The organism is Streptomyces sp. NPDC001903 (assembly GCF_042891345.1).
Taxonomy (GTDB): Bacteria; Actinomycetota; Actinomycetes; order Streptomycetales; family Streptomycetaceae; genus Streptomyces.
This window is the reverse complement of sequence record NZ_JBIASZ010000016.1, coordinates 165,667-190,711: the sequence shown is the minus strand read 5'-3', so window position 1 is coordinate 190,711 and position 25,045 is coordinate 165,667. Positions and strand designations below refer to the sequence as shown.

The window sequence follows — 25,045 nt, the reverse complement described above, 5'->3', positions numbered from 1 at the left end:
CCGGTGGCGGGCCTCTCGTGTGTGAGGGGATCAGTCCTCGCCGAGGTAGGCCTTGCGGACGTCCTCGTTGTGCAGGAGCTCCTGGCCGGAGCCGCTGAGCACGATCTTGCCGATCTCCATCACGTGGGCCTGGTCGGCCAGCGAGAGGGCGGCCTGGGCGTTCTGCTCGACGAGCAGGATGGTGGTGCCCGTGGCCTTGAGTTCGGCGATGGTCGCCATGATCTTCTGCATCATGAGGGGGGAGAGGCCCATGGAGGGCTCGTCCAGCATGAGCAGCTTGGGGCGGGACATCAGCGCCCGGCCCATGGCGAGCATCTGCTGCTCACCGCCCGAGAGGGTGCCGGCGGCCTGCTTTCGGCGTTCGCCCAGGATGGGGAACATCTCGTAGGCGCGCTCGATGTCCTTCTCGATGCCGTCCTTGTCGGTGCGCAGGAAGGCGCCGAGCTGGAGGTTTTCGGCGATCGTCAGCCGGGGGAAGATGTGGCGTCCCTCGGGGGAGTGGGCCAGGCCCAGGGAGACGATCTTGTGGGCCGGGACCTGCGCCAGCGGCTTGCCGTCGAAGGTGATGGTGCCGCCGACCGGCTTGAGCAGGCCGGAGAGGGTGCGCAGGGTGGTGGTCTTGCCGGCGCCGTTCGTGCCGACGAGGCAGACGATCTCGCCCTCGTTGACCTCGAAGGAGATGCCCTTGACGGCCTCGATCTTGCCGTAGGCGACCTTGAGGTCCTTGACCTCGAGAAGTGCGGTCACTTGGCCTCTCCGTCCGTGCTGGTGGTGCTGTCCGGGTCCGCGGCCGGCTCGGCGTCCGCGGTCGGCTCGGTGTCCGGCTCCGCCTCCGCGGCCGGCTCGGCGGCCGGCTCCGCGTCCGCGTCGGCCGCGGCTTCCGCCGGTGCCTCGGCTTCGGCTTCGACCTCCGCCTCCGCTTCGGACGCCGCCTCGGCCGCCGCGTTCTCCTCGGCGGCGTCGGACGCGGCGGCCTCGGCCGCGCCCGGGTCGCCCTCGAAGGGCTCGCCGAGGTAGGCGGCGATGACGCGCTCGTCGCCCTGGACCTCGGCCGCGGTGCCTTCGATGAGCTTCTCGCCCTGGACGAGACAGGCCACGCGGTCGCAGAGGTTGAAGATGAAGCGCATGTCGTGCTCGATGACGAGTACGGCGATGCCCATGTCCCGGATGGCGAAGATGAGCTCTTCGGCCGCGCGGGTCTCCTGCGGGTTCATGCCGGCGGTCGGCTCGTCCAGGAGGATGAGGCCGGGGTCGCTGGCGAGGGCGCGGGCGATCTCGAGCTTGCGCTGCTCGCCGTAGGGGAGGTTCTTGGCGAGGTGCTGGGCCTTCTTCTCCAGGCCGATGAACTCCAGGAGCTCCATCGCCCGTGCCTCGCTGGCGGCTTCGGCCTTCTTGAAGCCGGGGCCGCGCAGGAGGGCGGACCAGAGGCCTTCCTTGGTGCGGGTGTGGCGTCCGACGAGGACGTTCTCCAGCACCGTCATGTTGTGGAAGAGCCGGATGTTCTGGAAGGTGCGGGCGATGCCGGCGCTCGTGACCAGGTGCGGCTTGGGCGGCAGGACCGTGCCCTTGTAGCTGACGGTGCCCTCGGTGGGGACGTACAGCCCGGTGAGGCAGTTGAAGAAGGTGGTCTTGCCGGCGCCGTTCGGGCCGATGAGGCCGACGATCTCGCCCGCGTTGACCTTGAGGTCCACGCCCTTGACGGCGGTGAGGCCGCCGAAGCGCATGGTGACGCCGCTGGCTTCGAGGACGGTGGTCGCCGTGGTGGTGGTGTCAGTGGTGGTCATGGTGTTCACGCACCCGCCTTGGCGGTGGCCAGGTCCGTGGGGGCCTGGTCAGCGGTGTCTTCGTGGAACTCGAGCTGCGCCCGCTTGTTGGCGATGAGGCCTTCGGGGCGGAAGCGCATGAGCAGGATGAGGGCGATGCCGAAGGCGAGGAGCTGGTAGTCCTGGAGGAAGGCCAGCTTCGCCGGGATCAGGAAGAGCAGTGCGGCGCCGAGGATGGGGCCGCGGATGGTGCCCATGCCGCCGAGGATGACGGCGGCCAGGAGGAACGCGGAGTTCGGCGGGACGGGCCCGGCGAAGACGTAGTTCTCGGGGACGACCGTGCTGTTGACGTGTGCCTGGACCGTGCCGGCGAGGCCGGCGAGGGTGGCGCCGAGGGCGAAGGCGATGAGCTTGACCTTGAAGCCGTTGATGCCCATGGCTTCGGCGGCCGTCTCGTCCTCGCGGATGGCGACCCAGGCGCGGCCGATGCGGCTGTTGCCGGCACGGGCGAAGACCAGGATGACGAGCGCCATCACGAGCAGCATCAGGAAGTAGTAGTTGGCGTAGGCGCCGAGGACGATGCCGCCGACCGTGTGCGACTCCCCGAAGTTCCACCCGAAGAGCTCGAGGTGGGGGATGTTGGGGATGCCGTTGGGGCCGTTGGTGATGTCCGGGCCGGAGGTGCCGTCGAGGTTGCCCATGGCGATGCGGAAGATTTCTCCGAAGCCGAGGGTGACGATGGCGAGGTAGTCGCCGCGCAGGCGCAGGGTCGGGGCTCCGATGACCACGCCGAAGACGAGCGAGGCGAGGGCGCCGACGATGACCGCCGCCCAGAAGGGGAGCTGGAAGCCGAAGGCGGAGGCGGTGCTTCCGGAGACCAGGGCCGCGGCGTAGGCGCCGACGCCGAGGAAGGCGACGTAACCGAGGTCGAGGAGGCCCGCGAGGCCGACGACCACGTTGAGGCCGAGGGCGACCGTCGCGAAGATCAGGATGTTCACCGCGATGAGCGTGTACGTGTCGCCGCTCTGCTGGATGAACGGGAAGGTGATCGCGGCGGCCGCGCTGCCGATCAGGGTGACCTGACGGTTCTTCGCGGTGATGGCGCTGAACCGGTCGAGGAGGCCCGACTTGAGCAGGGCGAGGGCCGCGGCGCCGACGGTGATCAGGTAGGCGACGAAGAGCTGGGGCTCCTTGTCGTCGGTGTCGATGCCGTAGGTGACGACGTAGAGGCCGAGGGCGAAGACGGCGACGATGATGAGGATCTCGGCCCAGGACGGCAGCTTCTTGGCGGGGGCCGCCTTGTGGCTGTCGTCGGTGAGCTTGAGCGAGAGCAGGGCCGGGATGAGCGAGCCCACGAAGGCGGCGTAGGCGCCGGGTTCGAGGTGGACGACGCCGCCGAGTACGACGGTGATGGCGACGACCGTGAATCCGGTGGCCAGGAAGTTGCCGAAGGCCAGGAACTGGATGGCCTTGCGGGAGCCCGTGGGGGCGAGCCAGCCGAGGCCCTTCACCCCGAGCGCGGAGAGCGCGTAGAGGAGGGTGAGGACGGCGCCGGCGAGGCTGACGAACTGGATGGGGGCCGGGCTGCCGTAGTAGGTGAGGTCACCGGGGAACTCGGCGGTCCAGGTCCAGGCGAGGAAGGCGCTGACGACGGTCAGCAGGCTTCCGCCGATGATCCCGTAGAGGAGTGCGGTGCGGGAGAGACCGGCGCTGACGCTGGCTTCGCCTTCGAGCGGGAGGGTTGCTTCGTTGGTCATGGTTCTCACGCCCGATCCGCGACGCGCTCACCGAGCAGGCCTTGTGGCCGCACGAGGAGGACGACGATGAGGAGTACGAACGCCCAGACGTTGGACCAGGCTCCACCGCCGAGCTGCGACATGCCGGGGATGTCTTCGATGTAGGCGATCGACAGGGCTTCGGCGAGGCCGAGGACGACGCCGCCGACCATGGCTCCGTAGATGTTGCCGATGCCGCCGAGGACGGCTGCGGTGAACGCCTTGAGGCCGAGGATGAAGCCCATCTCGAAGTTGATCTGGCCCTTGTCGAGGCCGTAGGCGACGGCGGCGACGGCGGCGAACGCGGCACCGATGGCGAAGGCCATGACGATGATGCGGTCGGTGTTGATGCCCATCAGCTTCGCGGTGTCCGGGTCCTGCGCGGTGGCCTGCATGGCGCGGCCGCTGCGGCTCTTCTGGACGAAGATGCCGAGGGCGAGCATGCAGAGCGGGGCGAGGATGAGGACGAAGAGGTCCGCGCGCTGGATGGCCAGGCTGTCGGTGATCTTGAAGGCTTCACCCTTGAACTCGGGGAAGCTGACGGCCTTCTTGGCATCCGGGTAGAACTGCCAGACGAGCTGCTGGAGCGCGATCGAGAGGCCGATTGCGGTGATGAGGGGAGCGAGCCGAGGAGCGCTGCGCAGGGGACGGTACGCGAAGCGTTCGGCTGCGGTGGCTACGGCGACGGAGGCGAGCGCGCCTCCGACGATCATGACGGGTATCGCGATCAGCAGGGAGGTGCCGGTCGGGAGGGCGGCGTAGGCGGTGAGCGCGCCGAAGCCGCCGATCATGAAGATCTCGCCGTGGGCGAAGTTGATGAGCTGGACGATGCCGTAGACCATGGTGTACCCGATGGCTATGAGGCCATAAAGGGCACCGAGGGCAAGGCCGTTGGCCAGCTGTTGCGGCAGTTCGTGCACCGCAGGGCCTCCGATGAGCGTGTCGGATAAGACTCCGCGCGAGGGCGCTGTTGCGCCCTCGCGCGGTGGTTTTGGTTCAGGTGAGGCTGGTGTTACGGGGTCCTACGGGATTACTGGTTGAACGTGTCGCTCTTGACGTCGATCCACTTGCCGCCCTCGACCTTGTAGACCGTGAGCTGCTTGTTGGTGGTGTCGCCGTACTCGTCGAAGGCGACCTTGCCGGTCACACCCTCGAAGGAGACCTTGCCGAGCGCCTCGACGATCTTGGCGCGGGCGTCGGTCGGCAGCTTGCCGCCGTTGGCGGAGACGACGTTCTTGACGGCCTGGACGAGAGCCCAGCCGGCGTCGTAGGAGTAGCCGCCGTAGGCCGCGTAGGGGTCCTTGTAGCCGCCGGCCTGGTAGTCGGCGATGAAGGTCTTGGCGGTGGGCAGCTTCTCGACCGGGTAGCCGATCGAGGTGGAGAGGTCGCCCTCGTTGGCCTCGCCGGAGGCGGAGATGAAGGCGGGGTCCTGGATGCCGTCGCCGCCCATGAGCGGGATGTTGGCTCCGGCCTTCTTGATCTGGTCGGCGAGGAGGCCGCCCTCGGGGTACTGGCCGCCGAAGTAGACGGAGTCGGCGCCGGAGGACTTGACCTTGTCGGCGGTGGAGGAGAAGTCGGTCTCCTTCACGGTGACGTGGTCGGTGCCGACGACCTCGCCGCCGAGCTTCTTGAACTCGTCGGAGAAGATCGCGGCGAGGCCCGCGCCGTAGGTCTGCTTGTCGTCGACGACGAAGACCTTCTTCTTGCCGGCGTCCTTGAAGAGGTACTGGGCGGCGAACTTGCCCTGGACCACGTCGGTGGCGGCGGTGCGGAAGTAGGTCTTGAAGGGGCGCTTGAACTCGCCCTTGCCCCAGTTGTCGCCCTGGCTGAGCGCGGGGTTGGTGTTGGCGGGGGAGACCTGCGCCAGGTTGGCGGAGGCGAAGACGCCCTGCATCTGCTGCGCGACGCCGGAGTTCAGCGGGCCGACGACGCCGAGGACGTCCTTGTTGCCGACGAGCTTGGTGGCGTTGGCCTGGCCGGAGGCGGGGACCGCCTGGTCGTCGAGGGCTTCGACCTTGAACTCGACCCCGGGGACCTCGTTGTTCTTGTTGGCCGTCTTGGCCGCGAGGTCGACCGAGTTCTTGATGCCCTGACCGAGCGCGGAGAGCGAGCCGGTGAGGGGGGCGTCCACGCCGATGACCACGACGGTCTTGGCGCCGTCGGCCTTGTCCCCGCCGGTCTTGGCCTCATCGCGCGATCCGCAGGCGGTGAGGGTCAGTGCTCCCGTGGTGATCACGGTGGTGAGGACGAGCAAAGAACGGTGTCGCACGATTCTTCCTTTCCCTGGCGCGGCCCCCTCAGATGAGGTGCCGTTGGGTCGCCGGGCCGCACTGGGATGTCCACGGCCGTGCTGGGTTGCGCCCTGCGGCGCGGTGACTGGCCGTGACTCTAGGCCGAGGTGGCGGGTGCGGGGAGCGGGGAAAGGAGGATGTGACTGTCTTGTTATGCCGAGGCCAAGAATGTGTGGCGGGAGTGCGGACAAGTCGGACGTTTAGCCACTTCGGGGAATGTCCGCATGGTGAGAATTCCCCGTTTCCCTAAGGGGCTTGAGGGGTTCATGCTCCTGTCATTGATCAAAAGGGCCCGAATGTCGCTGGCTGTGTCCGAAAGAATCCGGCGGGTGGCATTCCGCGGGGGAAAAGCGGGATTCTGTAGGGCGTCGGCATTACTGTGGGTAATTTTTCCTCTTGATCCACTTCGGGCGAATCGATCTTGGTCCGAGGTGTGGAGGGCTTCCGACCTGCGGATCGGGCCCGCGCCGCGGCGCGCCCGGAAGTCGGACAGCGCACGCGGGATTCCGGTCATCCGGCCGGACTCGGGGGCCGCCAGTTCTCGGAGCTCCAGGTTGCCCCGTTCTGTTCGGCGCAGCGCTGCGCCACGAAGCGGTCGACGAGCTCAAGTGCCTTGTCCAGACCGGCAGTTCGTTCCTCGGCCCGGCCCGCGGCCACGGCCTCTTCGTGGATCTTGTACTGGTCGTTGGACATGCCCTTCTGCTCCCAGTCGAGCCCGGCCCACTTGCCGCCCTTGAGGGCCTCCTTCGCCCAGTAGGACACCAGACTTGTGCAGATCTGGGCGGGCGAGGAGGGGCTGGAAACGGGCGTTGGCGTGGTCCGTGGGGCGGGCGGGGCGGATGTGGAGCATCCGGACAGGGCGAGTGCCGCCAGGAGTGCGGCGGCACCGCAGCGGGCCGCGGTGCGTGGCTGGGTCCCCATGAAGGGAAGGTAGGCCGTCACCTTCGGTGACACAACAGTGGTTGCGGGGCCGGGCGCGGACTGGCGGATTCCGGGCGGTTGCGGGGGCGGTACGGGCCGAGGTCCGGCGCATGCGGGCCCTCGGGGCGGCTCCGTACGCGCCGCGGGCCCGGGTCCGGCCCCTGGTCGGGGCGGGATCCGGGCCCGCGGGGGCGCTTCGCGGGCGGGTCAGGCCCCGGCGGCGGGGTCCGCGTCGCGCAGCAGGCAGGTCAGGCGGGCGGTGCACACGCGCTTGTCCTGCTCGTCGCTGATCACGATCTCGTACGTGGCGGTGGAGCGGCCGCGGTGCACGGGGGTGGCGACGCCGGTGACCAGGCCGGAACGCACGCCGCGGTGGTGGGTGCAGTTCAGGTCCACGCCGACGGCGATCTTGGTGATGCCGCCGTGCATCATGGCGCCGACCGAGCCGAGGGTCTCGGCGAGCACGGCCGAGGCGCCGCCGTGCAGCAGCCCGTACGGCTGGGTGTTGCCCTCGACGGGCATGGTGGCGACGACGCGCTCGGCCGAGGCCTCCAGGATGCGGATGTCCATCCGCTCGCCGAGGTGGCCCGCCGAGAACAGCGAGGGCAGGTCGATGCCCAGCGCCGTGTACTCGTCGAGGACCTCCTGCGGGAACTTCACAGGGTGCTGCTCGCCCATGGTCAGGCTCCGTATCTGTGTCAACGCTCGTTAACCGTCTTGTCCTGAGGTCGTTCTATCAGGCCGGTTCGAAGCGGACGACGACGGACTTGCTCGCGGGGGTGTTGCTGGTGTCCGCCGTGGAGTCGAGCGGGACCAGCACGTTCGTCTCGGGGTAGTACGCGGCCGCGCAGCCGCGGGCGGTCGGATAGTGCACGACGCGGAAACCGGGCGCGCGCCGCTCGACCCCGTCCTTCCACTCGCCGACCAGGTCCGTGTACGAGCCGTCGGCGAGCCCGAGCTCGGCGGCGTCCTCGGGGTTGACCATGACCACGCGGCGGCCGCCGGTGATCCCGCGGTAGCGGTCGTCGAGGCCGTAGATGGTGGTGTTGTACTGGTCGTGGCTGCGCAGGGTCTGCAGGAGCAGCCGGCCCTCGGGGATCTTCGGGTACTCGACGGGCGCGGCCGTGAAGTTCGCCTTGCCGGTCTTGGTGGGGAAGCGGCGCTCGTCGCGCGGGGCGTGCGGGAGGCGGAAGCCCTCGGGGCGGGCCGCGCGGGCGTTGAAGTCCTCGAAGCCGGGGATCACGCGGGAGACCCGGTCGCGGATGGCCGCGTAGTCGCGCTCGAACTCCTCCCACGGGGTGGCGGAGGCGCTGCCGAGGACGGCGCGGGCCATGCGGGCGACGATCGCGGGCTCGGAGAGCAGGTGCGGGGAGGCGGGGGCGAGGTTGCCGCGGGAGGCGTGGACCATGCCCATCGAGTCCTCGACGGTGACGAACTGTTTGCCGCTCGCCTGTACGTCCTTGTCGGTGCGGCCGAGGGTGGGCAGGATCAGGGCGCGCCGGCCGGTGACCGCGTGGGAGCGGTTGAGCTTGGTGGAGACGTGGACGGTCAGGGAGGCGCGGCGGATCGCGGCCTCGGTGACGTCGGTGTCGGGGGTGGCGCCGACGAAGTTGCCGCCCATGGCGAACAGGACCTTGGCCTCGCCGTCGCGCAGGGCCTGGATGGAGCGGACGACGTCGTAGCCGTGGCCGCGCGGCGAGGTGATCCCGAATTCGCGGTCGAGGGCGTCGAGGAAGGCGGGCGCGGGGCGCTCGAAGATGCCCATGGTGCGGTCGCCCTGGACGTTGGAGTGCCCGCGGACGGGACAGACTCCGGCGCCGGGGCGGCCGATGTTGCCGCGCAGCAGGAGCAGGTTGACCACCTCGCGGATGGTGGCGACGGCGTGCTTGTGCTGGGTCAGGCCCATGGCCCAGCAGACGATGGTGCGCTTCGAGGCCAGGATCATGGCCAGCGCCCGCTCGATCTCGGGGCGGGTCAGGCCGGTCGCGGTGAGCGTCTCGGCCCAGTCGGCTTCCTTGGCGGCGGCCGCGAGCTCCTCGTAGCCGTGGGAGTGCTCGCGGATGAAGGCCTCGTCCGTGGCGCCCTCCGTCTCGATGACGAGCTTGTTGAGGAGGCGGAAGAGGGCCTGGTCCCCGCCGATGCGGATCTGGAGGAAGAGGTCGTTGAGGGCGGTGCCCTTGAGCATGCCGACCGGGGTCTGGGGGTTCTTGAACCGCTCCAGGCCGGCCTCGGGCAGCGGGTTCACCGAGATGATCTTCGCGCCGGAGCTCTTGGCCTTCTCCAGGGCGGAGAGCATGCGCGGGTGGTTGGTGCCCGGGTTCTGTCCGGCGACGATGATCAGGTCGGCCTGGTGCAGGTCTTCGAGGCTGACGCTGCCCTTGCCGATGCCGATCGTCTCGTTCAGCGCGGAGCCCGAGGACTCGTGGCACATGTTCGAGCAGTCGGGCAGGTTGTTGGTGCCGAACTCGCGGGCGAAGAGCTGGAAGAGGAACGCGGCCTCGTTGCTGGTGCGGCCCGAGGTGTAGAAGAGGGCCTCGTCGGGGGAGTCGAGGGCCCGCAGCTCCTCGGCGATGATCTCGAAGGCCCGCTCCCAGGGCACGGCCTCGTACCGGTCGGCGCCTTCGGGCAGGTACATCGGCTCGGTGATGCGGCCCTGCTGGCCCAGCCAGTACCCGGAGCGGCCGGCGAGGTCGGCCAGCGGGTGCTCGGCGAAGAAGTCCGGGGTGACCCGGCGCAGCGTGGCCTCCTCGGCCACGGCCTTGGCCCCGTTCTCGCAGAACTCGGCGGTGTGCCGCTTGTCGCCCTCGGGCCAGGCGCAGCCCGGGCAGTCGAAGCCGTTCTTCTGGTTGACCTTGAGCAGGGTGCGCGCGGTACGGGCGACGCCCATCTGCTGCTGCGCGATCCGCAGGGTGTGCCCGATGGCGGGCAGGCCCGCCGCGGCGTGCTTGGGGGGCGCGACCTGCGGCGCGTCCTGTACGGGATCACCTGCGGGCGGCTTGGTGGCCATGTCGCTCCCCTTTGAGCAGTCGAGCATCGCAGCGTCGGCAGCTGCGCGTATTCGCGTACGCGTCCGATCCTGTCACGCCCGGCTGACATCGCCGACGCCGGAATTGTCGGCGGGGCCGCCTAGGATCGGGGGCGTGGCAGAGAACGCATCGAAGAAGACCGACCAGACGACCGCAGCGGACCGCCCCCGCCTGATGCTCATGGACGGGCACTCCCTGGCGTACCGGGCGTTCTTCGCGCTGCCCGCGGAGAACTTCACGACGGCGACCGGGCAGCCGACGAACGCCATCTACGGCTTCGCGTCGATGCTGGCGAACACGCTGCGCGACGAGGCGCCCACGCACTTCGCGGTGGCGTTCGACGTCTCGCGCAAGACGTGGCGTTCGACGGAGTTCCCCGAGTACAAGGCGAACCGCTCCAAGACCCCCGACGAGTTCAAGGGCCAGGTCGAGCTGATCGGCGAGCTCCTCGACGCGATGAAGGTGCCGCGGTTCGCGGTCGACGGCTTCGAGGCCGACGACGTGATCGCCACGCTGGCGACCCAGGCCGAGGCCCTCGGCTTCGAGGTCCTGATCGTCACCGGCGACCGGGACTCCTTCCAGCTCGTCTCCGAGCACACCACCGTGCTGTACCCGACCAAGGGCGTCTCCGAGCTGACCCGCTTCACCCCGGAGAAGGTCGAGGAGAAGTACGGCCTCACCCCGCAGCAGTACCCGGACTTCGCGGCGCTGCGCGGCGACCCGTCCGACAACCTGCCGGGCATCCCGGGCGTCGGCGAGAAGACCGCCGCGAAGTGGATCACCCAGTTCGGGTCGTTCGCGGAGCTCGTCGAGCGCGCCGAGGAGGTCAAGGGGAAGGCCGGGCAGAACTTCCGGGACCACCTGGAGGCCGTGAAGCTCAACCGGGTCCTGACCGAGATGGTCAAGGACGTCGAGCTGCCCAAGGCGGCGGGCGACCTGGCCCGCCTTCCGTACGACCGCTCCGCCGTGACGGGTGTGCTGGACGTGTTGGAGATCCGCAACGCCTCGCTGCGCGAGCGGCTGCTGGCGGTGGACCCGGGCGCGGCCGAGGAGGAGGCTCCGGCTCCGGCCGCGGGTGTGGAGCTGGACGCGAGCGTGCTGGGCGCGGGCGAGCTGGCGCCGTGGCTGGCGGCCCACGCGGGCGGGCCGCTCGGCATCTCCACCGTGGACAGCTGGGCGCTCGGCCAGGGCAATGTCAGCGAGATCGCGCTGGCCGCGGCCGGCGGCGCCGCCGCCTGGTTCGAGCCGTCCGCGCTGGACGGGGCCGACGAGCAGGCGTTCGCGGCCTGGGCCGCCGACCCGGCGCGCCCCAAGGTGGTGCACAACGCCAAGGGCCTGATGCGGGTCTTCCCCGAGCACGGCTGGAGCCTGGCCGGCGTCACCATGGACACCGCGCTCGCCGCGTACCTGGTCAAGCCGGGCCGCCGGTCCTTCGCGCTGGACGTGCTGTCCAACGAATACCTGCACCGCGAGCTCCAGCCCGCCGCGGCCGACGGGCAGCTCGCCTTCGGCGCCGACGAGACCGCCGAGGCGGAGGCCCTGATGGCGCAGGCCCGCGCCGTCCTCGACCTCGGCGACGCGTTCACCGGCAAGCTCGCCGAGGTCGGCGCCGCCGAGCTGCTGCACGACATGGAGCTGCCCACCTCGGAGCTGCTGGCCCGGATGGAGCGGGCCGGCATCGCCGCGGACCGCGACCACCTGGAGGCCATGGAGCAGCAGTTCGCCGGAGCCGTGCAGCAGGCGGTGAAGGAGGCGCACGCGGCGGTCGGGCACGAGTTCAACCTCGGTTCGCCCAAGCAGCTCCAGGAGGTCTTCTTCGGCGAGCTGGACCTGCCGAAGACGAAGAAGACGAAGACCGGCTACACCACGGACGCGGACGCGCTGGCCTGGCTGGCCACGCAGACCGACCACGAGCTGCCGGTGATCATGCTCCGGCACCGGGAGCAGGCCAAGCTGCGCGTCACCGTCGAGGGCCTCGTCAAGACGATCGCCGCCGACGGCCGGGTGCACACCAGCTTCAGCCAGACCGTCGCCGCGACCGGCCGCCTGTCCTCCACCGACCCCAACCTGCAGAACGTGCCGGTGCGCACCGACGAGGGCCGGGCCATTCGCCGCGGGTTCGTCGTCGGCGAGGGCTTCGAATCCCTCATGACCGCCGACTACAGCCAGATCGAGCTGCGCGTCATGGCGCACCTGTCCGAGGACGAGGGCCTGATCGAGGCCTTCCTGTCCGGGGAGGACCTGCACACCACCGTCGCCTCCCAGGTGTTCGGGGTGGAGCGCTCCGAGGTCGACGCGGAGATGCGCCGCAAGATCAAGGCGATGTCGTACGGGCTCGCGTACGGGCTGTCCGCGTTCGGCCTCTCGCAGCAGCTGAACATCGAGCCCGCCGAGGCGCGGGGCCTGATGGACACCTTCTTCGAGCGGTTCGGCGGGGTCCGGGACTACCTGGGCCGCGTCGTCGACGAGGCCCGGGCCACCGGCTACACGGCGACGATCTTCGGGCGCCGCCGGTACCTGCCCGACCTCAACAGCGACAACCGGATGCGCCGTGAGGCCGCCGAGCGGATGGCGCTGAACGCCCCGATCCAGGGCACCGCGGCCGACATCGTCAAGGTCGCGATGCTCCGCGTGGACAAGGCGATCACCGAGGCCGGGCTGAAGTCGCGGATGCTGCTCCAGGTCCACGACGAAATCGTGCTGGAGATCGCCCCGGGCGAGCGGAAGAAGGTCGAGGAGCTGGTGCGTCGCGAGATGGGCGCCGCCGTGGAGCTCCGCGCCCCGCTGGACGTGTCGGTGGGCGTCGGCGCCGACTGGGAGTCGGCCGCGCACTGAGCCCGGCCGCGCACCGCGGCAGGATCGCCGGACGCCCGTCCCCGCTATGCGGTGGGGACGGGCGTCCGCGTCTCCTCGTCCGTACGGGACGAGGGCTCGCGCCGGTGCAGGAAGCGGACGAGGACCCCGTACAGCAGCAGGCCCACGGCGAGCCCGCCCCCCGCGCCGAAGCAGACGGTCGGGATGATGTCGAGCGGGGTGCGGATCCGGTCGAAGAACGTGAAGAAGCGCAGCACGCGCATCGTCACCCCGACGGCCACGCACACCGAGACCAGCGCCACCGTGCCCAGCAACTCCGCCCGCCCGAGCACCGGTACGGACGCCGGGGCGGGGGAGTCGGGCAGCCGCCGCACGGCGGTCACCGTGAACCACAGCAGGGCGCAGGCGGCGAGAGCCGAAGTCCCGTACTGCACGTACGTATAGAGGGGAAGTCCCTTCGCGAAGGGCTCGCCGAGCACGGGCAGCGCGTCCGTCCCCCACCGGTGCGGGTGCGTGAAGCTGTCCCACACCACGTGCGTGAGGGAGCCGATGACGGCGCAGGCGTAGAACCACAGCGCGACCGGCACGGGGCCGCGGCCCCGCCAGTCCTCTCCGCGCACGAAGACGTGTATCCGGCCCTGGCGGCGCCGCGGCAGGAGCGCGATCAGCGGTTCGCGCAGCAGCAGCCAGCAGGCCGCGAGCGCGGCGGTCAGCACGGCGTCCGCGGTGAACACCCCGGGCAGCGAGTGCGCGAACGCGCCGTACGGCCAGACGCCCGGGACGACGGCGTCGGCGAAGTAGAAGGTGTCGGGCGCGAACGACCCGAGGACGAGCGCCGAGGCGACCAGTGGTCCGCGGGCGCGGCCCGTCCTGCGGACGGCCGGCAGGACGGCCGCCGCGTGGCTGAGGGTGAACGGCATGACATCTCTTCCTTACTTCGGGCCAATGCGCCCCGAACGGTCCGGGTCAGTATGCGTGAGCTGCCCGGGAGGTGGGGAAGTGGTGAATTCCGGGCGCTGATCGGTGCAGGTTGAAGGGAGTTGACGTAAGGTCGCGCCGACGTCGAGGGGGAGGGGACCCGGCTCATGTCGGCTCGGATCGGAAGCAGGCTGCGCAGGGGTGGGGCCGCGGTCCTGGCCTGCGCGTTCGTCGCGGCGGCGCTCACGGCGTCCGGGGCTCCCCCGCGGGAGCGGACCTCCGCGGCGGACACCGCGGAAGCGGCCGCGCAGCCCGTACCACCGGCGGAGTCCGGCGGGGACTCCGACTACCTCGCCGAACTCCCGCCCGCGGCGGGCGAACCGGCGCAGGAGGCCCCGTCCCCGCAGCCGACCCAGCCGGCCGCCGAGGCCGCGGCGACGCACAACGAGCCGGTGGCGATGGGCGGCGCTGAGGGCGCGCAGGGAATCCCGGCGACGGTCCTGGCGGCGTACCGCCTCGCCGAGCAGAAGGTGGGGCAGACCGACCCCGGCTGCGGACTGCGCTGGCAACTGCTCGCGGCGATCGGCAAGGTCGAGTCCGGGCAGGCCCGCGGCGGCCGCGTGGACGCCGCCGGCACCACCCTGCGGCCGATCCTGGGTCCCGTGCTCGACGGCAACGGCTTCGCGAACATCCGGGACACGGACGGCGGGGAGTACGACGGGGACGCGGCGTACGACCGGGCCGTCGGCCCGATGCAGTTCATCCCCTCCACGTGGGCGTCCTGGGGGCAGGACGCGGACGGCGACGGCCGCCGCAACCCGAACAACGTGTACGACGCCGCGCTGGCGGCCGGCCGCTACCTCTGCGCGGGCACCCGTGACCTGCGCGTACCCGCCGATCTGGACCGCGCGGTGCTCTCGTACAACCAGTCCGCGGAGTACCTGCGGACGGTGAAGTCCTGGTTCACGTACTACCTCCAGGGCGCGCACGAGGTACCGAACGCGGGCTCGGACCAGCCCCCGGCGCCGTCGGGGCCGACCCCGAAGCCGACCCCGACGCCTACGCCCAAGCCGACGCCGAGCCCGACTCCGACTCCGGTGCCGACTCCGACGCCCACCCCGACTCCGACTCCGGACCCGAAGCCCACGCCGACGCCCACGCCGACGCCGACGCCCACCCCGACACCCACGCCGAGCCCGACACCCACGCCGAGCCCGACACCCACGCCGAGTCCCACACCGACGCCGAGTCCCACGCCGACCCCGAAGCCGACCCCGACGGCGAGCGCGCGGCCGACCCCGGCGCCCACCCCGAGCCCCACGGCCACGCGCAAGGCGTCCCCGTCCGCCTCCCCGTCCCCCACCGGGACCAGGGCCCCTTAGCCGGGCGCGGAGGCGGAGGCGGTGGCCGTGGTCACGGCGTCGGTACGAGCAGCTCCGCGGTGAGTCGCGGGGCGACGGCCGTGCTCAAGGATCCCGACACGAACCGCGAGCTGGCGTTGCCGCCCGTGGTCTGGCGGACGTGGAGCGTGATCACGTCGCCCACGGCCAGCTCCAGGGTCGCCGACACGGACTGCGAGGCGTACCCGGTTCCCGGGAGGACCGCGGTGTCCTGTGAGTCGAGCGCGCGTCCACCGCCGTTCACCTGCAGTTGCAGGTTCCGGGCCGCTGCCGGATTCGGGGTGTAGGTCAGCAGGATCTGCCCCGTGACCAGGTAGCGCCCCGCCGTCCTGACCACCAGGGCCGAGTTCGGAGCGTCGAACATCATGCTCGTGTCGTAGACGGCGCTGCTGAAGAGGATCTTGGTGAGCGCGGTGTCCGGGATGACCTGGTCGCTGAAGGACTGGATGCTCGCGCCGACGTTGATCGTGGGCCCGGGCGGACCGCTGGGGCCGGGGGGACCCTTCGGGCCCCGCGCGTCCTGCCGCGGGCCCTTCGGGCAGTCCGCCCGCTCCTTGCCGGTGCGGGGGTCCTTCTAAAACGTGCCGCCGCCGCCCGCGGCGCCGTACGCGCCCACGCGTCCGCCCGCCTCCTGGGCCGCCAGCGCGTTCGGCACGGTCAGCCCGGCCGCCAGGAGCAGCGCGAGCGAGGCGACCGCGCCGCCGGCCGTCCATCGGGTGCGACGGATGCGCGGATCCGGCCGCGCCCCCGTCGTCTTCTCGGTACTCATCCGCGTGCTCCTCGACTCCGGGGGAACCCCACCGGGATGCCGGGAGGGGCTTGACCCGCAGGACGGCGGAAGGCGTCACGTTGCGTCACAGCACGCCTGACCATAGGTAATTCGGACCAATGCCGCCCTGCGATCCGGGGTCCAGACGGTTCTCATCTCCGCCCCGCGTTGCTACGGTGCGGGCTCCGCCCTGACGTCCCATCAGATTCCGGAGGCCCCGGCATGCGCGCATTCCTCGCCGCCGCCATCGGGCTTGCCGCCGCGCTGGCCCTCGTGTTCGCCATCACGGCGCTCGGGGCGCCCGAAGGCAAGACCTCGCCCAAGCCCCTGCTCACCACCGCGCCCAGCGCGCCCGGACAGTAGAGGAGGCCCGGCCTTGAGACGTACCGCCAGCCTCGTCCTGCTCGCCTTCGCCGTGTTCCTCGCCGCCCTCGCACCGCTGCTGCGCTGGTACGCGTACCCCCGGCTGGCCAAGATCCCGCCGAGCCAGTACCAGGAGATGGTCCTGGAGGCGAAGGACGCGACCCTCCTCGACTACACCGCGGGCATGCAGCCCAAGAAGGTGGACAAGGTCACCATCGTCCAGACCCTGAAGGGCAACGTCGAGGCGTCGAAGGAGATCGAGGCGAGCGCGGGCAAGGACGTGGTCGTCTGGGACACCCTCACCCACATCATGGGTCCGGACGGGAAGATGGTCTCCCAGATACCCGAGCGCTACATCTTCGACGCCCACACCCAGGACCCGGTGCACGCCACCGGCGAGATGGTCGACGGCGACCCGGTCAAGCGCGAGGGCATCGAGTTCAAGTGGCCGTTCTTCACCGAGCCGCGCGACTACCTCTACTTCGACGCGCAGACCCGCACGGCCTCGCCGATCCACTACGTCGGCCCGCGCACGTACCGCGGGATGGACGTCTACTACTACGAGCAGACCCTGCCGTGGACGAAGGTCTCGCTGCCGAAGAAGATGCCGATCGAGGGCATCGACCCGAAGACCTTCGAGCAGAGCACCGGCACCAGCCTCTGGTACCAGGCCAAGGCGATGTTCTGGGTCGACCCGGTGACCGGGGCGCCCGTCAACGCCGAGCAGGTCATCGAGCAGGAGATGCGCGGCGGCATCGCCGCGGGCGCGCCCGACGGCAGGCTCACCGTCTTCGCCGGGCACGTGAAGATGCGCGAGGACTACGCCGCGTACACCGTCGACCTGGTCAAGTCGAACCGTACGAAGGTCCTCGCCCTGCACACGTACGCCCCGATCGGCCTGGCGGCCGGCGCGCTCGTCCTGCTCGGGCTGGCGCTGTGGCTGGAAGCCCGCGGCCGGCGCGGCCGCGCGGCGCAGGACGAGGAGGAGCCGGCCGCCGGGCTCACCCCTGTCGTTTGAGCCGGGCGTTGGTGTGCCGGGTGGGCTCGGCGGTCGCCGGGTCCTCCGGCCAGGGGTGCTTGGGGTAGCGGCCGCGGAGCTCGGCGCGCACGGCGCGGTAGCCGCCCTGCCAGAAGGAGGCCAGGTCGGCGGTGACGGCGGCGGGCCGCCCGGCCGGGGACAGCAGGTGCACGAGTACCGGAACCCCGGCCACCTTCGGGGTCTCGGCCAGCCCGAACACCTCCTGCAGCTTCACGGCGAGGACCGGCTGCCCGTGCCCGTGCCCGGCGGAGTAGTCCACCCGGATCCGGGAGCCGCTCGGCACCTCGATCCGCTCCGGGGCCAGCTCGTCGAGACGGGCGGCCTCGCCGGTGGCCCAGGGCAGCAGCCGGTTCAGGGCCTGCCCGGCGTCGATCCGGCCGAGGTCGGCGCGGCGGCGGGCCCGGGACAGCTCGGGCTCCAGCCAGTCGTCGGCGCGGTCCAGCAGGGTGCCGTCGTCCTGTACGTCGGGCCAGTCGCGGCCGAGCGTGCGGTGCAGGAAGTCCAGCCGCGCCCGGAGCGTCCGCGCGTCCGGGGACCAGCGCAGCAGGTCGAGCCCCTCGCCGCGCAGGCCGTCCAGGAGGGCGGCCCTGACCAGGTCCGGGTCGGGGTTCCGAAGCGGGCGCACGGCCAGTTCGACGGCCCCGAGGCGTTCCGCGGACCTGGCCACCACGTCCCCGTCCTCCCAGCGGACCTCTTCCCCGGAGGAGAGCAGGTGCGCGGCAGCGGCCCGGGCGGTGTCCTCGTCGATGACGGCGGCCAGCCGGACGCGTGCGGACGCGGAGTGCGGCCCCCGGTCGGCGACGGCGACGGCCAGCCAGGGCGCGCTGCGCAGAGGTGACCCGTCGGCGAGCTCGGCTCCCGTGCCGTTGGCCATGAGGAAGGCCCCCTGGCCCTTGGCCCCGGCGACGCGCTCCGGGAACGCGAGGGCCGCGACGAGCCCGGCGGCGGCGTCGGAAGACGTCTCCTTCCCGACCCCGCCGACCCCGCCGACCCTGCCAACGCTTTCGGCGCCACCCGCGCCACCCGCGCCACCCGCGCCACCCGCGCCACCCGCGCCACCCGCGCCACCCGCGCCACCCGCGCCACCCGCGGCACGCTCCAGGCGCTTGGCCTCCGCCCGCCAGCGCGCCGCGTACGCGTCGCCGCCCGCACGGGCCCGGCGCCAGGCGGCGGCCAGATCGTCGCCGTACTCCCGCGGCGTCTCCTCGCTCAGCAGGGCGACGACCTCCGCCGCCCGGCGGGGATCCAGCGCGGCGGAGCCGTCGAGCAGGGCGCGGGCGAGGCGCGGGTGCAGCCCGAGCCGGGCCATCCGCTGCCCGCGCGGGGTGACCGCACCCGCCGCGGACACCGCGCCCACCGCGACCAGCACCTCCCGCGCCGCGGCCATCGCCCCGGCCGGCGGCGGGTCGAGCAGGGCCAGCCCGGCCGCGTCCGGATCGCCCCAGCACGCCGCCTGCAGCGCGAACTGCGCCAGGTCCGCGATCCGGATCTCGGGGGAGGGGAACGCCGGCAGGCGGCCGTCCTCCGCCTGTGACCAGCAGCGGTACACCGCCCCCGGCGCCTCGCGCCCGGCCCGGCCCGCCCGCTGGCGCCCGGCCGCGCGCGACGCCCGTACGGTCGCCAGCGCGCCCAGCCCCCGCGCATGGTCCACCCGGGGTTCGCGGGCCAGCCCGGAGTCCACGACCACCCGTACCCCCGGCACGGTCAGGCTCGACTCCGCCACCGCGGTGGACAGGATCACCCGGCGGTGCGGCCGGGCGGACAGCGCCGCGTCCTGCACGGCCGCCGGGGCGCGCCCGTGGAGCTGCAGGACCTCCGCCTCCACCCCGCCCAGCTGCCCGGCCACCCGGGCGATCTCCCCGACGCCGGGCAGGAAGCACAGGACGTCACCGGTGCGCTCCGCCAGCGCCCGCCGCACCACCGAGGCCACGTGCGCGAGCTGCGCCGGGTCCACCCGCATCCCGTGCGGCGGCCGCACCGGCCGGGCCGGCGGGGCCCAGACCGTCTCCACCGGGTACGAGACCCCCGCGGCCTCCACCACCGGCGCGCCCCCCGGGCGCCCGCGACCGAGGACGTGGGCCCAGCCCGCGGCGTCGGTCGTCGCCGAAGCCGCCACGAGCCGCAGCTCCGGGCGCAGGGTTTCCCGTACGTCCAGCAGGAACGCGGCGACCGTGTCGGCGTCGAGGTGCCGCTCGTGGCACTCGTCCAGGATCACCACGTCGACCCCGGCCAGCTCCTGGTCCCGTTGGAGCCGCTGGAGCAGCACCCCGGTGGTGACCACTTCCACCACCGTCGCCGGGCCCGCCACCCGCTCGCCGCGCACCGTGAAGCCCACCGGGCCGCCGACCTGCTCGCCCAGCAGCCAGGCCATCCGCCGCGCCGCCGCCCGGGCGGCGATCCGCCGGGGCTCGGCGACGACCACCCGGCGCCGGGGCCCGCCGCCCACCAGCCCCGCCAGCACCAGCGGCACCAGCGTGGTCTTGCCGGTGCCGGGCGGGGCGCAGAGCACCGCCGTGCCGTGGGCGTCCAGCGCCGAGACGAGTGCGGGCAGGGCCTCCCGTACGGGGAGGGCGTCGAGATCGGCCTGGCGGAGCTGTCCGGTCAACGGGGTCTCAGTCCCTCTCGCAGACGAAGATCGCGGTCCCGGGGATCAGATTGCCGCGCAGCGGGGACCAGCCGCCCCACTCCTGGGTGTTCCAGGCGGGCCACTCCGGCTCCACCAGGTCGACCAGGCGGAATCCGCCCGCGACCACGTCCCGGACCCGGTCGCCGAGGGTGCGGTGGTGTTCCACGTAGACGGCGCGGCCCTGCTCGTCCTGTTCCACGTACGGGGTCCGGTCGAAGTAGGAGGCGGCGATCGACAGCCCCTCCGGTCCGGGTTCGTCGGGGAAGGCCCAGCGGACGGGGTGGGTGACGGAGAAGACCCAGCGGCCGCCGGGACGCAGCACGCGGTGGACCTCGCGCATGACGTTCACGGGGTCGGCGACGAAGGGGACGGCCCCGTACGCGGAGCAGGCCAGGTCGAAGGAGCCGTCGCGGAAGGGCAGCCTTCCGGCGTCGGCCTCCACCAGGGGGATGTCGTCGCCGATGCGCAGGGCGTGCTGGAGCTGGCGGTGGGAGAGGTCGAGGGCGACCGGGCGGGCGCCCTGGGCGGCCAGCCAGCGGGAGCACTGGGCGGCGCCGGCGCCGATCTCCAGGACGTCCTTGTCCTTGAGGGAGTCCGCGGGGCCGAGCAGGGCGGCGTCCGCCTCGTCCAGGCCCTCCGGCCCCCAGACGAAGCGGTCGTCGCCGAGGAAGGCGCCGTGCTCGCTCTGGTACTCGTCGGCGTTGCGGTCCCACCAGCCCCGGCTGGCCCGGCTGCTCTCCGCCTCGCCGGCCTCGCGCCGGGTGGCCTCGGCTTCGTCGCCGTCCTCCTCGCCGCCGCCGTGGCCGACGCCGTCGGCTTCGTACGCTTCTTCGGAGGCGTAGTCCTCTTGGTTCATGGGGCCCGTCGTCGTAGTCTGCGGAAAGAGTCGGAAAGAGTCGCAACACGGCAGGGAAGGGCCATCGGCGCCTGCCCGCCCACGAATTGTGCCGGTTATGCGGTGATCCGCCCGGGGTGTGCGCCTTCGCGCATTGACCCTGTCCGGCTGCCCCCGTATGCTACAAGTTGCGCTGCGAGCCTGTGCTCCTCAGACCTAGCAGGCTGCGCTTGCATCTGTTGATGACCCCTCGGTTCTCGAGGCCCTGACCGCTTCACGGCGGAGTAGGGGCTTCCTTGGCTGTCCGGCTTCTTCGGCAGATGCCGATAAGGGCTCCCGGCGTAGCAGTACCTACGACTTTCTGTCCGTAACCGGAGCCCTTTCCCACATGACGAGCAGCACCGAGACCACCTCTACCACCCCGCAGGTAGCGGTCAACGACATCGGTAACGAGGAAGCCTTCCTCGCCGCGATCGACGAGACGATCAAGTACTTCAACGACGGCGACATCGTCGACGGCGTCATCGTGAAGGTCGACCGGGACGAGGTCCTGCTCGACATCGGTTACAAGACCGAAGGCGTGATCCCGAGCCGTGAGCTCTCGATCAAGCACGACGTCGACCCGAACGAGGTCGTCAAGGTCGGCGACGAGATCGAGGCCCTGGTTCTCCAGAAGGAGGACAAGGAAGGCCGCCTGATCCTGTCCAAGAAGCGCGCCCAGTACGAGCGCGCCTGGGGCACGATCGAGAAGATCAAGGAAGAAGACGGCATCGTCACCGGTACCGTCATCGAGGTCGTCAAGGGTGGTCTCATCCTCGACATCGGCCTCCGCGGCTTCCTGCCGGCCTCCCTCGTCGAGATGCGCCGCGTCCGCGACCTCCAGCCCTACGTGGGCAAGGAGCTCGAGGCGAAGATCATCGAGCTGGACAAGAACCGCAACAACGTGGTCCTGTCCCGCCGTGCCTGGCTGGAGCAGACCCAGTCCGAGGTCCGCCAGACGTTCCTCACCACCCTGCAGAAGGGTCAGGTCCGCTCCGGCGTCGTTTCCTCGATCGTCAACTTCGGTGCCTTCGTGGACCTGGGTGGCGTCGACGGTCTCGTCCACGTCTCCGAGCTGTCCTGGAAGCACATCGACCACCCGTCCGAGGTTGTCGAGGTCGGCCAGGAAGTCACCGTCGAGGTCCTCGACGTGGACATGGACCGCGAGCGCGTCTCCCTGTCGCTGAAGGCGACGCAGGAAGACCCGTGGCAGCAGTTCGCCCGTACGCACCAGATCGGCCAGGTCGTCCCCGGCAAGGTCACCAAGCTGGTTCCGTTCGGTGCGTTCGTCCGCGTGGACGAGGGCATCGAGGGTCTGGTCCACATCTCCGAGCTGGCCGAGCGCCACGTGGAGATCCCGGAGCAGGTCGTCCAGGTCAACGACGAGATCTTCGTCAAGGTCATCGACATCGACCTCGAGCGTCGCCGGATCTCGCTGTCCCTGAAGCAGGCCAACGAGTCCTTCGGTGCCGACCCGGCGTCGGTCGAGTTCGACCCGACCCTGTACGGCATGGCCGCGTCCTACGACGACCAGGGCAACTACATCTACCCCGAGGGCTTCGACCCCGAGACCAACGACTGGCTCGAGGGCTACGAGACCCAGCGCGAGACGTGGGAGCGCCAGTACGCCGAGGCGCAGGTCCGCTTCGAGCAGCACCAGGCCCAGGTCATCAAGAGCCGCGAGGCCGACGAGGCCGCCGCTGCCGAGGGCGCTGCCGCCCCGGCCGCCGGTGGCAACGCCGGTGCGGGCATCTCGGGTGGTTCCTACTCCTCGGAGTCGGACGAGACCTCGGGCGCCCTGGCCTCCGACGAGGCCCTGGCCGCGCTCCGCGAGAAGCTGGCCGGCGGCCAGAGCTGATCGCAGCGCATCGCACCACGGTGTGAGCTGAGCTGAAGACAAGGCCCGTCCCCTCAGGGGGGCGGGCCTTGTTGCATTCCTGTGAAAGGGGCCAACTGGGGAATGGAGCAGCCGCCTTGGACGTTGTGCGCACAGTAGGCGGCGAGGAGGAGTGGTGACGGTGCTTGATCCACAGGGTTTGTACGAATGGGACGCCAAGGGCCTGGCAGTGGCGGACCTGGCGCTTGCCCAGGACTCGGCCGGGCTGGTCATGCTCTACCACTTCGAGGGGTACATCGACGCAGGTGAGGCCGGGGAGCAGATCGTCGAGCGGCTGCTCGACACGCTGCCCCACCAGGTCGTGGCCCGGTTCGACGCGGACCGCCTGGTCGACTACCGCGCCCGGCGCCCGCTGCTCACGTTCCAGCGCGACCACTGGACCGAGTTCGAGGAGCCGCGCCTCGAGGTGCGCCTCGTCCAGGACGCCACGGGCGCCCCGTTCCTGCTGCTCTCCGGCCCCGAGCCGGATGTGGAGTGGGAGCGCTTCGCCGTCGCCGTCCGCCAGATCGTCGAGCGCCTCGGCGTCCGGCTCTCGGTCAACTTCCACGGCATCCCCATGGGCGTCCCGCACACCCGGCCCGTCGGCATCACCCCGCACGGCAACCGGACCGACCTCATGCCGGGGCACCGCAGCCCCTTCGACGAGGCGCAGGTGCCGGGCAGCGCGGAGTCCCTGGTGGAGTTCCGCCTCGGCCAGGCCGGGCACGACGTGCTGGGCGTCGCGGCCCACGTACCGCACTACGTGGCGCGCTCCCCGTATCCGGACGCGGCGCTGACGGTGCTGGAGGCGATCACGGCGGCGACCGGGCTGGTCCTGCCGGCGGTCGCGCACGCGCTGCGCACCGAGGCGCACCGCACGCAGACGGAGATCGACCGGCAGATCCGCGAGGGCGACGAGGAGCTGGTCGCCCTGGTCCAGGGGCTGGAGCACCAGTACGACGCGGCGGCGGGTGCCGAGACGCGGGGCAACATGATCGCGGAGCCGCAGGAGATCCCGTCGGCCGACGAGATCGGCCGCGAGTTCGAACGGTTCCTGGCGGAGCGCGAGGGCGAGGGCTGAGGTCCCCGGCCCGGCCCGGCCCGCTGGGCCAGGGGGCTGTACGGGGGCCGGGGCGCGGGGGCTAGTCTGCTGGGCATGCTGAAGGTGGGCCTGACAGGCGGAATCGGTGCCGGCAAGAGCGAGGTCTCGCGGCTGCTGGCGGGGTACGGGGCGGTCGTCGTGGACGCCGACCGCATCGCGCGGGAGGTCGTGGAGCCCGGTACGCCGGGGCTCGCGGCCGTCGTGGCGGCCTTCGGGGAGTCCGTGCTGACCGCCGAGGGGACGCTGGACCGGCCGAAGCTGGGCTCGATCGTGTTCGCCGACCCGGCGAAGCTGCAGACCCTCAACGCCATCGTGCACCCGCTGGTCGGGGCCCGGTCGGCCGAGCTTGAGGCCGCCGCGGGGGCCGACGCGATCGTGGTGCACGACGTACCGCTGCTCGCGGAGAACGGGCTGGCACCGCTGTACGACCTGGTGGTGGTGGTGGACGCCGCCCCCGGGACGCAGCTGGCCCGGCTGACCGCGCTGCGCGGGATGGCCGAGGAGGAGGCGCGGGCCCGGATGGCCGCGCAGGCCACGCGGGAGCAGCGGCTGGCGGTGGCCACGCTCGTGATCGACAACGACGGGCCGCTGGAGGCGCTGGAGCCGCAGGTGCGCAAGGTGTGGGCGGAGCTCAAGGAGCGGGAAGCGGCGTCGGGCACGGGCCGTGCCTGACGTGCACATGGAATAGAAGGCGGGGCGCGGGGCGTTGAACGCGGCCGCAGAGGGAAGGATCACACCGTGTCCGATACCACGCCGCCGCCCATACCGGCGCAGCCGCCTTCGTCGTCCGGCTCGTCGCCCGAGACCCACGTCATCGACTACCGGGCGGCCGAGCAGCTGCTGGCCGCGCGCGACCCGCTGGGCGCCGTGAAGCTGCTCGACTCGGTCATCGCCGCCCACCCGGAGAACACGGCGGCCCGCCTGCTGCGGGCCCGTGCGTTCTTCGCGGCCGCCCAACTGCGTCCGGCGGCGCTGGAGTTCGAGCTGGTGCTGGAGCGGGAGCCGGACAACGCCTTCGCGCACTTCGCCCTGGCCCGTACCCACGAGCGCTCCGGCCGTTCCGAGCAGGCGCGCAAGCACTTCCGCCTGGCGGCCGCCCTGGACCCGCGGCCCGACTACGTGGCCGCGGCCCGCTTCGAGCAGTAGCGGGGCGCCCGCTGCGCGTGGTGGCGGGCCGCCCGCCTCGCCGCCCGCCTTCAGCAGCGGGCGGGCCGGCTCAGCGCTGGTGCGGGGGCTCGTACGGGGGGATGTCCGGGCCCGGCTGGTAGTGCGGGCCCTGGTGGATGTGGTGGAGGACCACGGCCAGGTCGACGAGCGCCAGCACGGCGACCACCCCGCAGGCTGCCGCCCACCCGGGACGGCCGACCAGCGCGAAGGCGGCGGTCCCGGCGGCGGCCCAGACGAACCCCCACAGACTCAGCCAGAACCGCAGCCGCAGCGGACTGCGGGCGGTCACCGGCTCGTTTCCGGAACGCATGGCCATCGCCT

22 protein-coding genes are annotated in these 25,045 nt (G+C 71.6%); 8 read left to right on the top strand and 14 right to left on the bottom strand.

Going from position 1 to position 25,045, the window contains the following annotated elements:
- Positions 1-30 precede the first annotated feature (30 nt).
- The 8 genes from ACFYZS_RS30470 to ACFYZS_RS30435 form a co-directional block, all read right to left on the bottom strand.
- Positions 31-747, bottom strand: a complete 717-nt coding sequence (locus tag ACFYZS_RS30470) for an ABC transporter ATP-binding protein (protein WP_389019415.1) — start codon at positions 745-747, stop codon at positions 31-33.
- Positions 744-1,784 carry an ABC transporter ATP-binding protein gene (locus tag ACFYZS_RS30465; RefSeq protein WP_389019412.1) on the bottom strand — a complete coding sequence of 347 codons (1,041 nt, stop codon included), beginning with the start codon at positions 1,782-1,784 and terminating at the stop codon, positions 744-746. The genes ACFYZS_RS30470 and ACFYZS_RS30465 overlap by 4 nt, the downstream gene beginning before the upstream one ends.
- 5 nt (positions 1,785-1,789) lie before the next feature.
- The gene (locus tag ACFYZS_RS30460; protein ID WP_389019409.1) at positions 1,790-3,520 is read right to left on the bottom strand and encodes a branched-chain amino acid ABC transporter permease; all 1,731 of its coding nucleotides are present in this window, start codon (positions 3,518-3,520) and stop codon (positions 1,790-1,792) included.
- 5 nt (positions 3,521-3,525) lie between these two features.
- Complete coding sequence (locus ACFYZS_RS30455; RefSeq protein ID WP_030155821.1) at positions 3,526-4,458, bottom strand: branched-chain amino acid ABC transporter permease; 933 nt, start codon at positions 4,456-4,458, stop codon at positions 3,526-3,528.
- Between the two features lie 110 nt (positions 4,459-4,568).
- Positions 4,569-5,807, bottom strand: a complete 1,239-nt coding sequence (locus tag ACFYZS_RS30450; protein WP_389019405.1) for a branched-chain amino acid ABC transporter substrate-binding protein — start codon at positions 5,805-5,807, stop codon at positions 4,569-4,571.
- A gap of 532 nt (positions 5,808-6,339) precedes the next feature.
- Positions 6,340-6,750 carry a hypothetical protein gene (locus ACFYZS_RS30445; RefSeq protein WP_389019402.1) on the bottom strand — a complete coding sequence of 137 codons (411 nt, stop codon included), beginning with the start codon at positions 6,748-6,750 and terminating at the stop codon, positions 6,340-6,342.
- Positions 6,751-6,957: 207 nt separating this feature from the next.
- Positions 6,958-7,428: a PaaI family thioesterase gene (locus ACFYZS_RS30440; RefSeq protein WP_389019399.1), complete on the bottom strand. Its 471-nt coding sequence runs from the start codon at positions 7,426-7,428 to the stop codon at positions 6,958-6,960.
- A 58-nt stretch (positions 7,429-7,486) separates the two neighbouring features.
- Positions 7,487-9,757, bottom strand: coding sequence for an FdhF/YdeP family oxidoreductase (locus tag ACFYZS_RS30435; protein ID WP_389019396.1), 2,271 nt, complete (start codon positions 9,755-9,757; stop codon positions 7,487-7,489).
- Positions 9,758-9,890: 133 nt separating this feature from the next.
- Here ACFYZS_RS30435 and polA point away from each other — a divergent pair, with 133 nt between their 5' ends.
- Positions 9,891-12,611, top strand: a complete 2,721-nt coding sequence (gene polA, locus ACFYZS_RS30430) for a DNA polymerase I (protein WP_389019393.1) — start codon at positions 9,891-9,893, stop codon at positions 12,609-12,611.
- A 44-nt stretch (positions 12,612-12,655) separates the two neighbouring features.
- Here the strand turns inward: polA and ACFYZS_RS30425 are convergent, their stop codons facing one another.
- Positions 12,656-13,510 carry a DUF4184 family protein gene (locus ACFYZS_RS30425; RefSeq protein WP_389019390.1) on the bottom strand — a complete coding sequence of 285 codons (855 nt, stop codon included), beginning with the start codon at positions 13,508-13,510 and terminating at the stop codon, positions 12,656-12,658.
- A gap of 165 nt (positions 13,511-13,675) precedes the next feature.
- Between ACFYZS_RS30425 and ACFYZS_RS30420 the strand changes: the two genes are divergently transcribed.
- Complete coding sequence (locus ACFYZS_RS30420) at positions 13,676-14,890, top strand: lytic transglycosylase domain-containing protein (protein ID WP_389019387.1); 1,215 nt, start codon at positions 13,676-13,678, stop codon at positions 14,888-14,890.
- Between the two features lie 31 nt (positions 14,891-14,921).
- Here ACFYZS_RS30420 and ACFYZS_RS30415 read toward each other — a convergent pair whose 3' ends face one another.
- Entirely contained in the window at positions 14,922-15,275 is a 354-nt protein-coding gene (locus tag ACFYZS_RS30415; RefSeq protein WP_389019384.1) for a hypothetical protein, read from the bottom strand.
- 207 nt (positions 15,276-15,482) lie between these two features.
- The gene (locus ACFYZS_RS30410; RefSeq protein WP_389019381.1) at positions 15,483-15,677 is read right to left on the bottom strand and encodes a hypothetical protein; all 195 of its coding nucleotides are present in this window, start codon (positions 15,675-15,677) and stop codon (positions 15,483-15,485) included.
- Positions 15,678-15,899: 222 nt separating this feature from the next.
- Here ACFYZS_RS30410 and ACFYZS_RS30405 point away from each other — a divergent pair, with 222 nt between their 5' ends.
- The gene (locus ACFYZS_RS30405) at positions 15,900-16,040 is read left to right on the top strand and encodes an SPW_0924 family protein (RefSeq protein ID WP_107048105.1); all 141 of its coding nucleotides are present in this window, start codon (positions 15,900-15,902) and stop codon (positions 16,038-16,040) included.
- 13 nt (positions 16,041-16,053) lie between these two features.
- Positions 16,054-17,058 carry a DUF3068 domain-containing protein gene (locus ACFYZS_RS30400; protein WP_389019378.1) on the top strand — a complete coding sequence of 335 codons (1,005 nt, stop codon included), beginning with the start codon at positions 16,054-16,056 and terminating at the stop codon, positions 17,056-17,058.
- Here ACFYZS_RS30400 and ACFYZS_RS30395 read toward each other — a convergent pair.
- Both ACFYZS_RS30395 and ACFYZS_RS30390 read right to left on the bottom strand, forming a co-directional pair.
- Complete coding sequence (locus tag ACFYZS_RS30395) at positions 17,042-19,684, bottom strand: ATP-dependent RNA helicase (RefSeq protein ID WP_389019375.1); 2,643 nt, start codon at positions 19,682-19,684, stop codon at positions 17,042-17,044. The two genes, ACFYZS_RS30400 and ACFYZS_RS30395, sit on opposite strands and share 17 nt — an antisense overlap.
- A 7-nt stretch (positions 19,685-19,691) precedes the next feature.
- Entirely contained in the window at positions 19,692-20,561 is an 870-nt protein-coding gene (locus ACFYZS_RS30390; RefSeq protein WP_389019372.1) for a class I SAM-dependent methyltransferase, read from the bottom strand.
- Between the two features lie 367 nt (positions 20,562-20,928).
- Here ACFYZS_RS30390 and rpsA point away from each other — a divergent pair, with 367 nt between their 5' ends.
- From rpsA to ACFYZS_RS30370, 4 genes are all read left to right on the top strand, one after another.
- Positions 20,929-22,437, top strand: a complete 1,509-nt coding sequence (rpsA, locus tag ACFYZS_RS30385; RefSeq protein WP_030292147.1) for a 30S ribosomal protein S1 — start codon at positions 20,929-20,931, stop codon at positions 22,435-22,437.
- A 160-nt stretch (positions 22,438-22,597) separates the two neighbouring features.
- On the top strand, positions 22,598-23,536 hold the full coding sequence (locus tag ACFYZS_RS30380; RefSeq protein ID WP_327285608.1) for a PAC2 family protein: 939 nt from the start codon (positions 22,598-22,600) through the stop codon (positions 23,534-23,536).
- A gap of 75 nt (positions 23,537-23,611) precedes the next feature.
- Positions 23,612-24,229, top strand: a complete 618-nt coding sequence (coaE, locus tag ACFYZS_RS30375) for a dephospho-CoA kinase (RefSeq protein WP_389019367.1) — start codon at positions 23,612-23,614, stop codon at positions 24,227-24,229.
- Between the two features lie 66 nt (positions 24,230-24,295).
- On the top strand, positions 24,296-24,703 hold the full coding sequence (locus tag ACFYZS_RS30370; RefSeq protein ID WP_389019365.1) for a tetratricopeptide repeat protein: 408 nt from the start codon (positions 24,296-24,298) through the stop codon (positions 24,701-24,703).
- Positions 24,704-24,773: 70 nt separating this feature from the next.
- On the opposite strand, the gene ACFYZS_RS30365 is transcribed toward ACFYZS_RS30370, so the two are convergent.
- Positions 24,774-25,034 (bottom strand): DUF6343 family protein, encoded by a 261-nt coding sequence (locus tag ACFYZS_RS30365; RefSeq protein WP_389019505.1) that lies wholly within the window; start codon positions 25,032-25,034, stop codon positions 24,774-24,776.
- Positions 25,035-25,045: the final 11 nt, after the last annotated feature.

Coding starts and splice junctions, on each gene's coding strand:
- ACFYZS_RS30425 (WP_389019390.1), bottom strand. CDS start 13,510: ATGCCGTTCACCCTCAGCCACGCGGCGGCCGTCCTGCCGGCCGTCCGC.
- ACFYZS_RS30390 (WP_389019372.1), bottom strand. CDS start 20,561: ATGAACCAAGAGGACTACGCCTCCGAAGAAGCGTACGAAGCCGACGGC.
- ACFYZS_RS30460 (WP_389019409.1), bottom strand. CDS start 3,520: ATGACCAACGAAGCAACCCTCCCGCTCGAAGGCGAAGCCAGCGTCAGC.
- ACFYZS_RS30365 (WP_389019505.1), bottom strand. CDS start 25,034: ATGCGTTCCGGAAACGAGCCGGTGACCGCCCGCAGTCCGCTGCGGCTG.
- ACFYZS_RS30440 (WP_389019399.1), bottom strand. CDS start 7,428: ATGGGCGAGCAGCACCCTGTGAAGTTCCCGCAGGAGGTCCTCGACGAG.
- ACFYZS_RS30445 (WP_389019402.1), bottom strand. CDS start 6,750: ATGGGGACCCAGCCACGCACCGCGGCCCGCTGCGGTGCCGCCGCACTC.
- ACFYZS_RS30435 (WP_389019396.1), bottom strand. CDS start 9,757: ATGGCCACCAAGCCGCCCGCAGGTGATCCCGTACAGGACGCGCCGCAG.
- ACFYZS_RS30405 (WP_107048105.1), top strand. CDS start 15,900: ATGCGCGCATTCCTCGCCGCCGCCATCGGGCTTGCCGCCGCGCTGGCC.
- ACFYZS_RS30415 (WP_389019384.1), bottom strand. CDS start 15,275: ATGATGTTCGACGCTCCGAACTCGGCCCTGGTGGTCAGGACGGCGGGG.
- ACFYZS_RS30420 (WP_389019387.1), top strand. CDS start 13,676: ATGTCGGCTCGGATCGGAAGCAGGCTGCGCAGGGGTGGGGCCGCGGTC.
- ACFYZS_RS30465 (WP_389019412.1), bottom strand. CDS start 1,784: ATGACCACCACTGACACCACCACCACGGCGACCACCGTCCTCGAAGCC.
- coaE (WP_389019367.1), top strand. CDS start 23,612: ATGCTGAAGGTGGGCCTGACAGGCGGAATCGGTGCCGGCAAGAGCGAG.
- ACFYZS_RS30410 (WP_389019381.1), bottom strand. CDS start 15,677: ATGAGTACCGAGAAGACGACGGGGGCGCGGCCGGATCCGCGCATCCGT.
- rpsA (WP_030292147.1), top strand. CDS start 20,929: ATGACGAGCAGCACCGAGACCACCTCTACCACCCCGCAGGTAGCGGTC.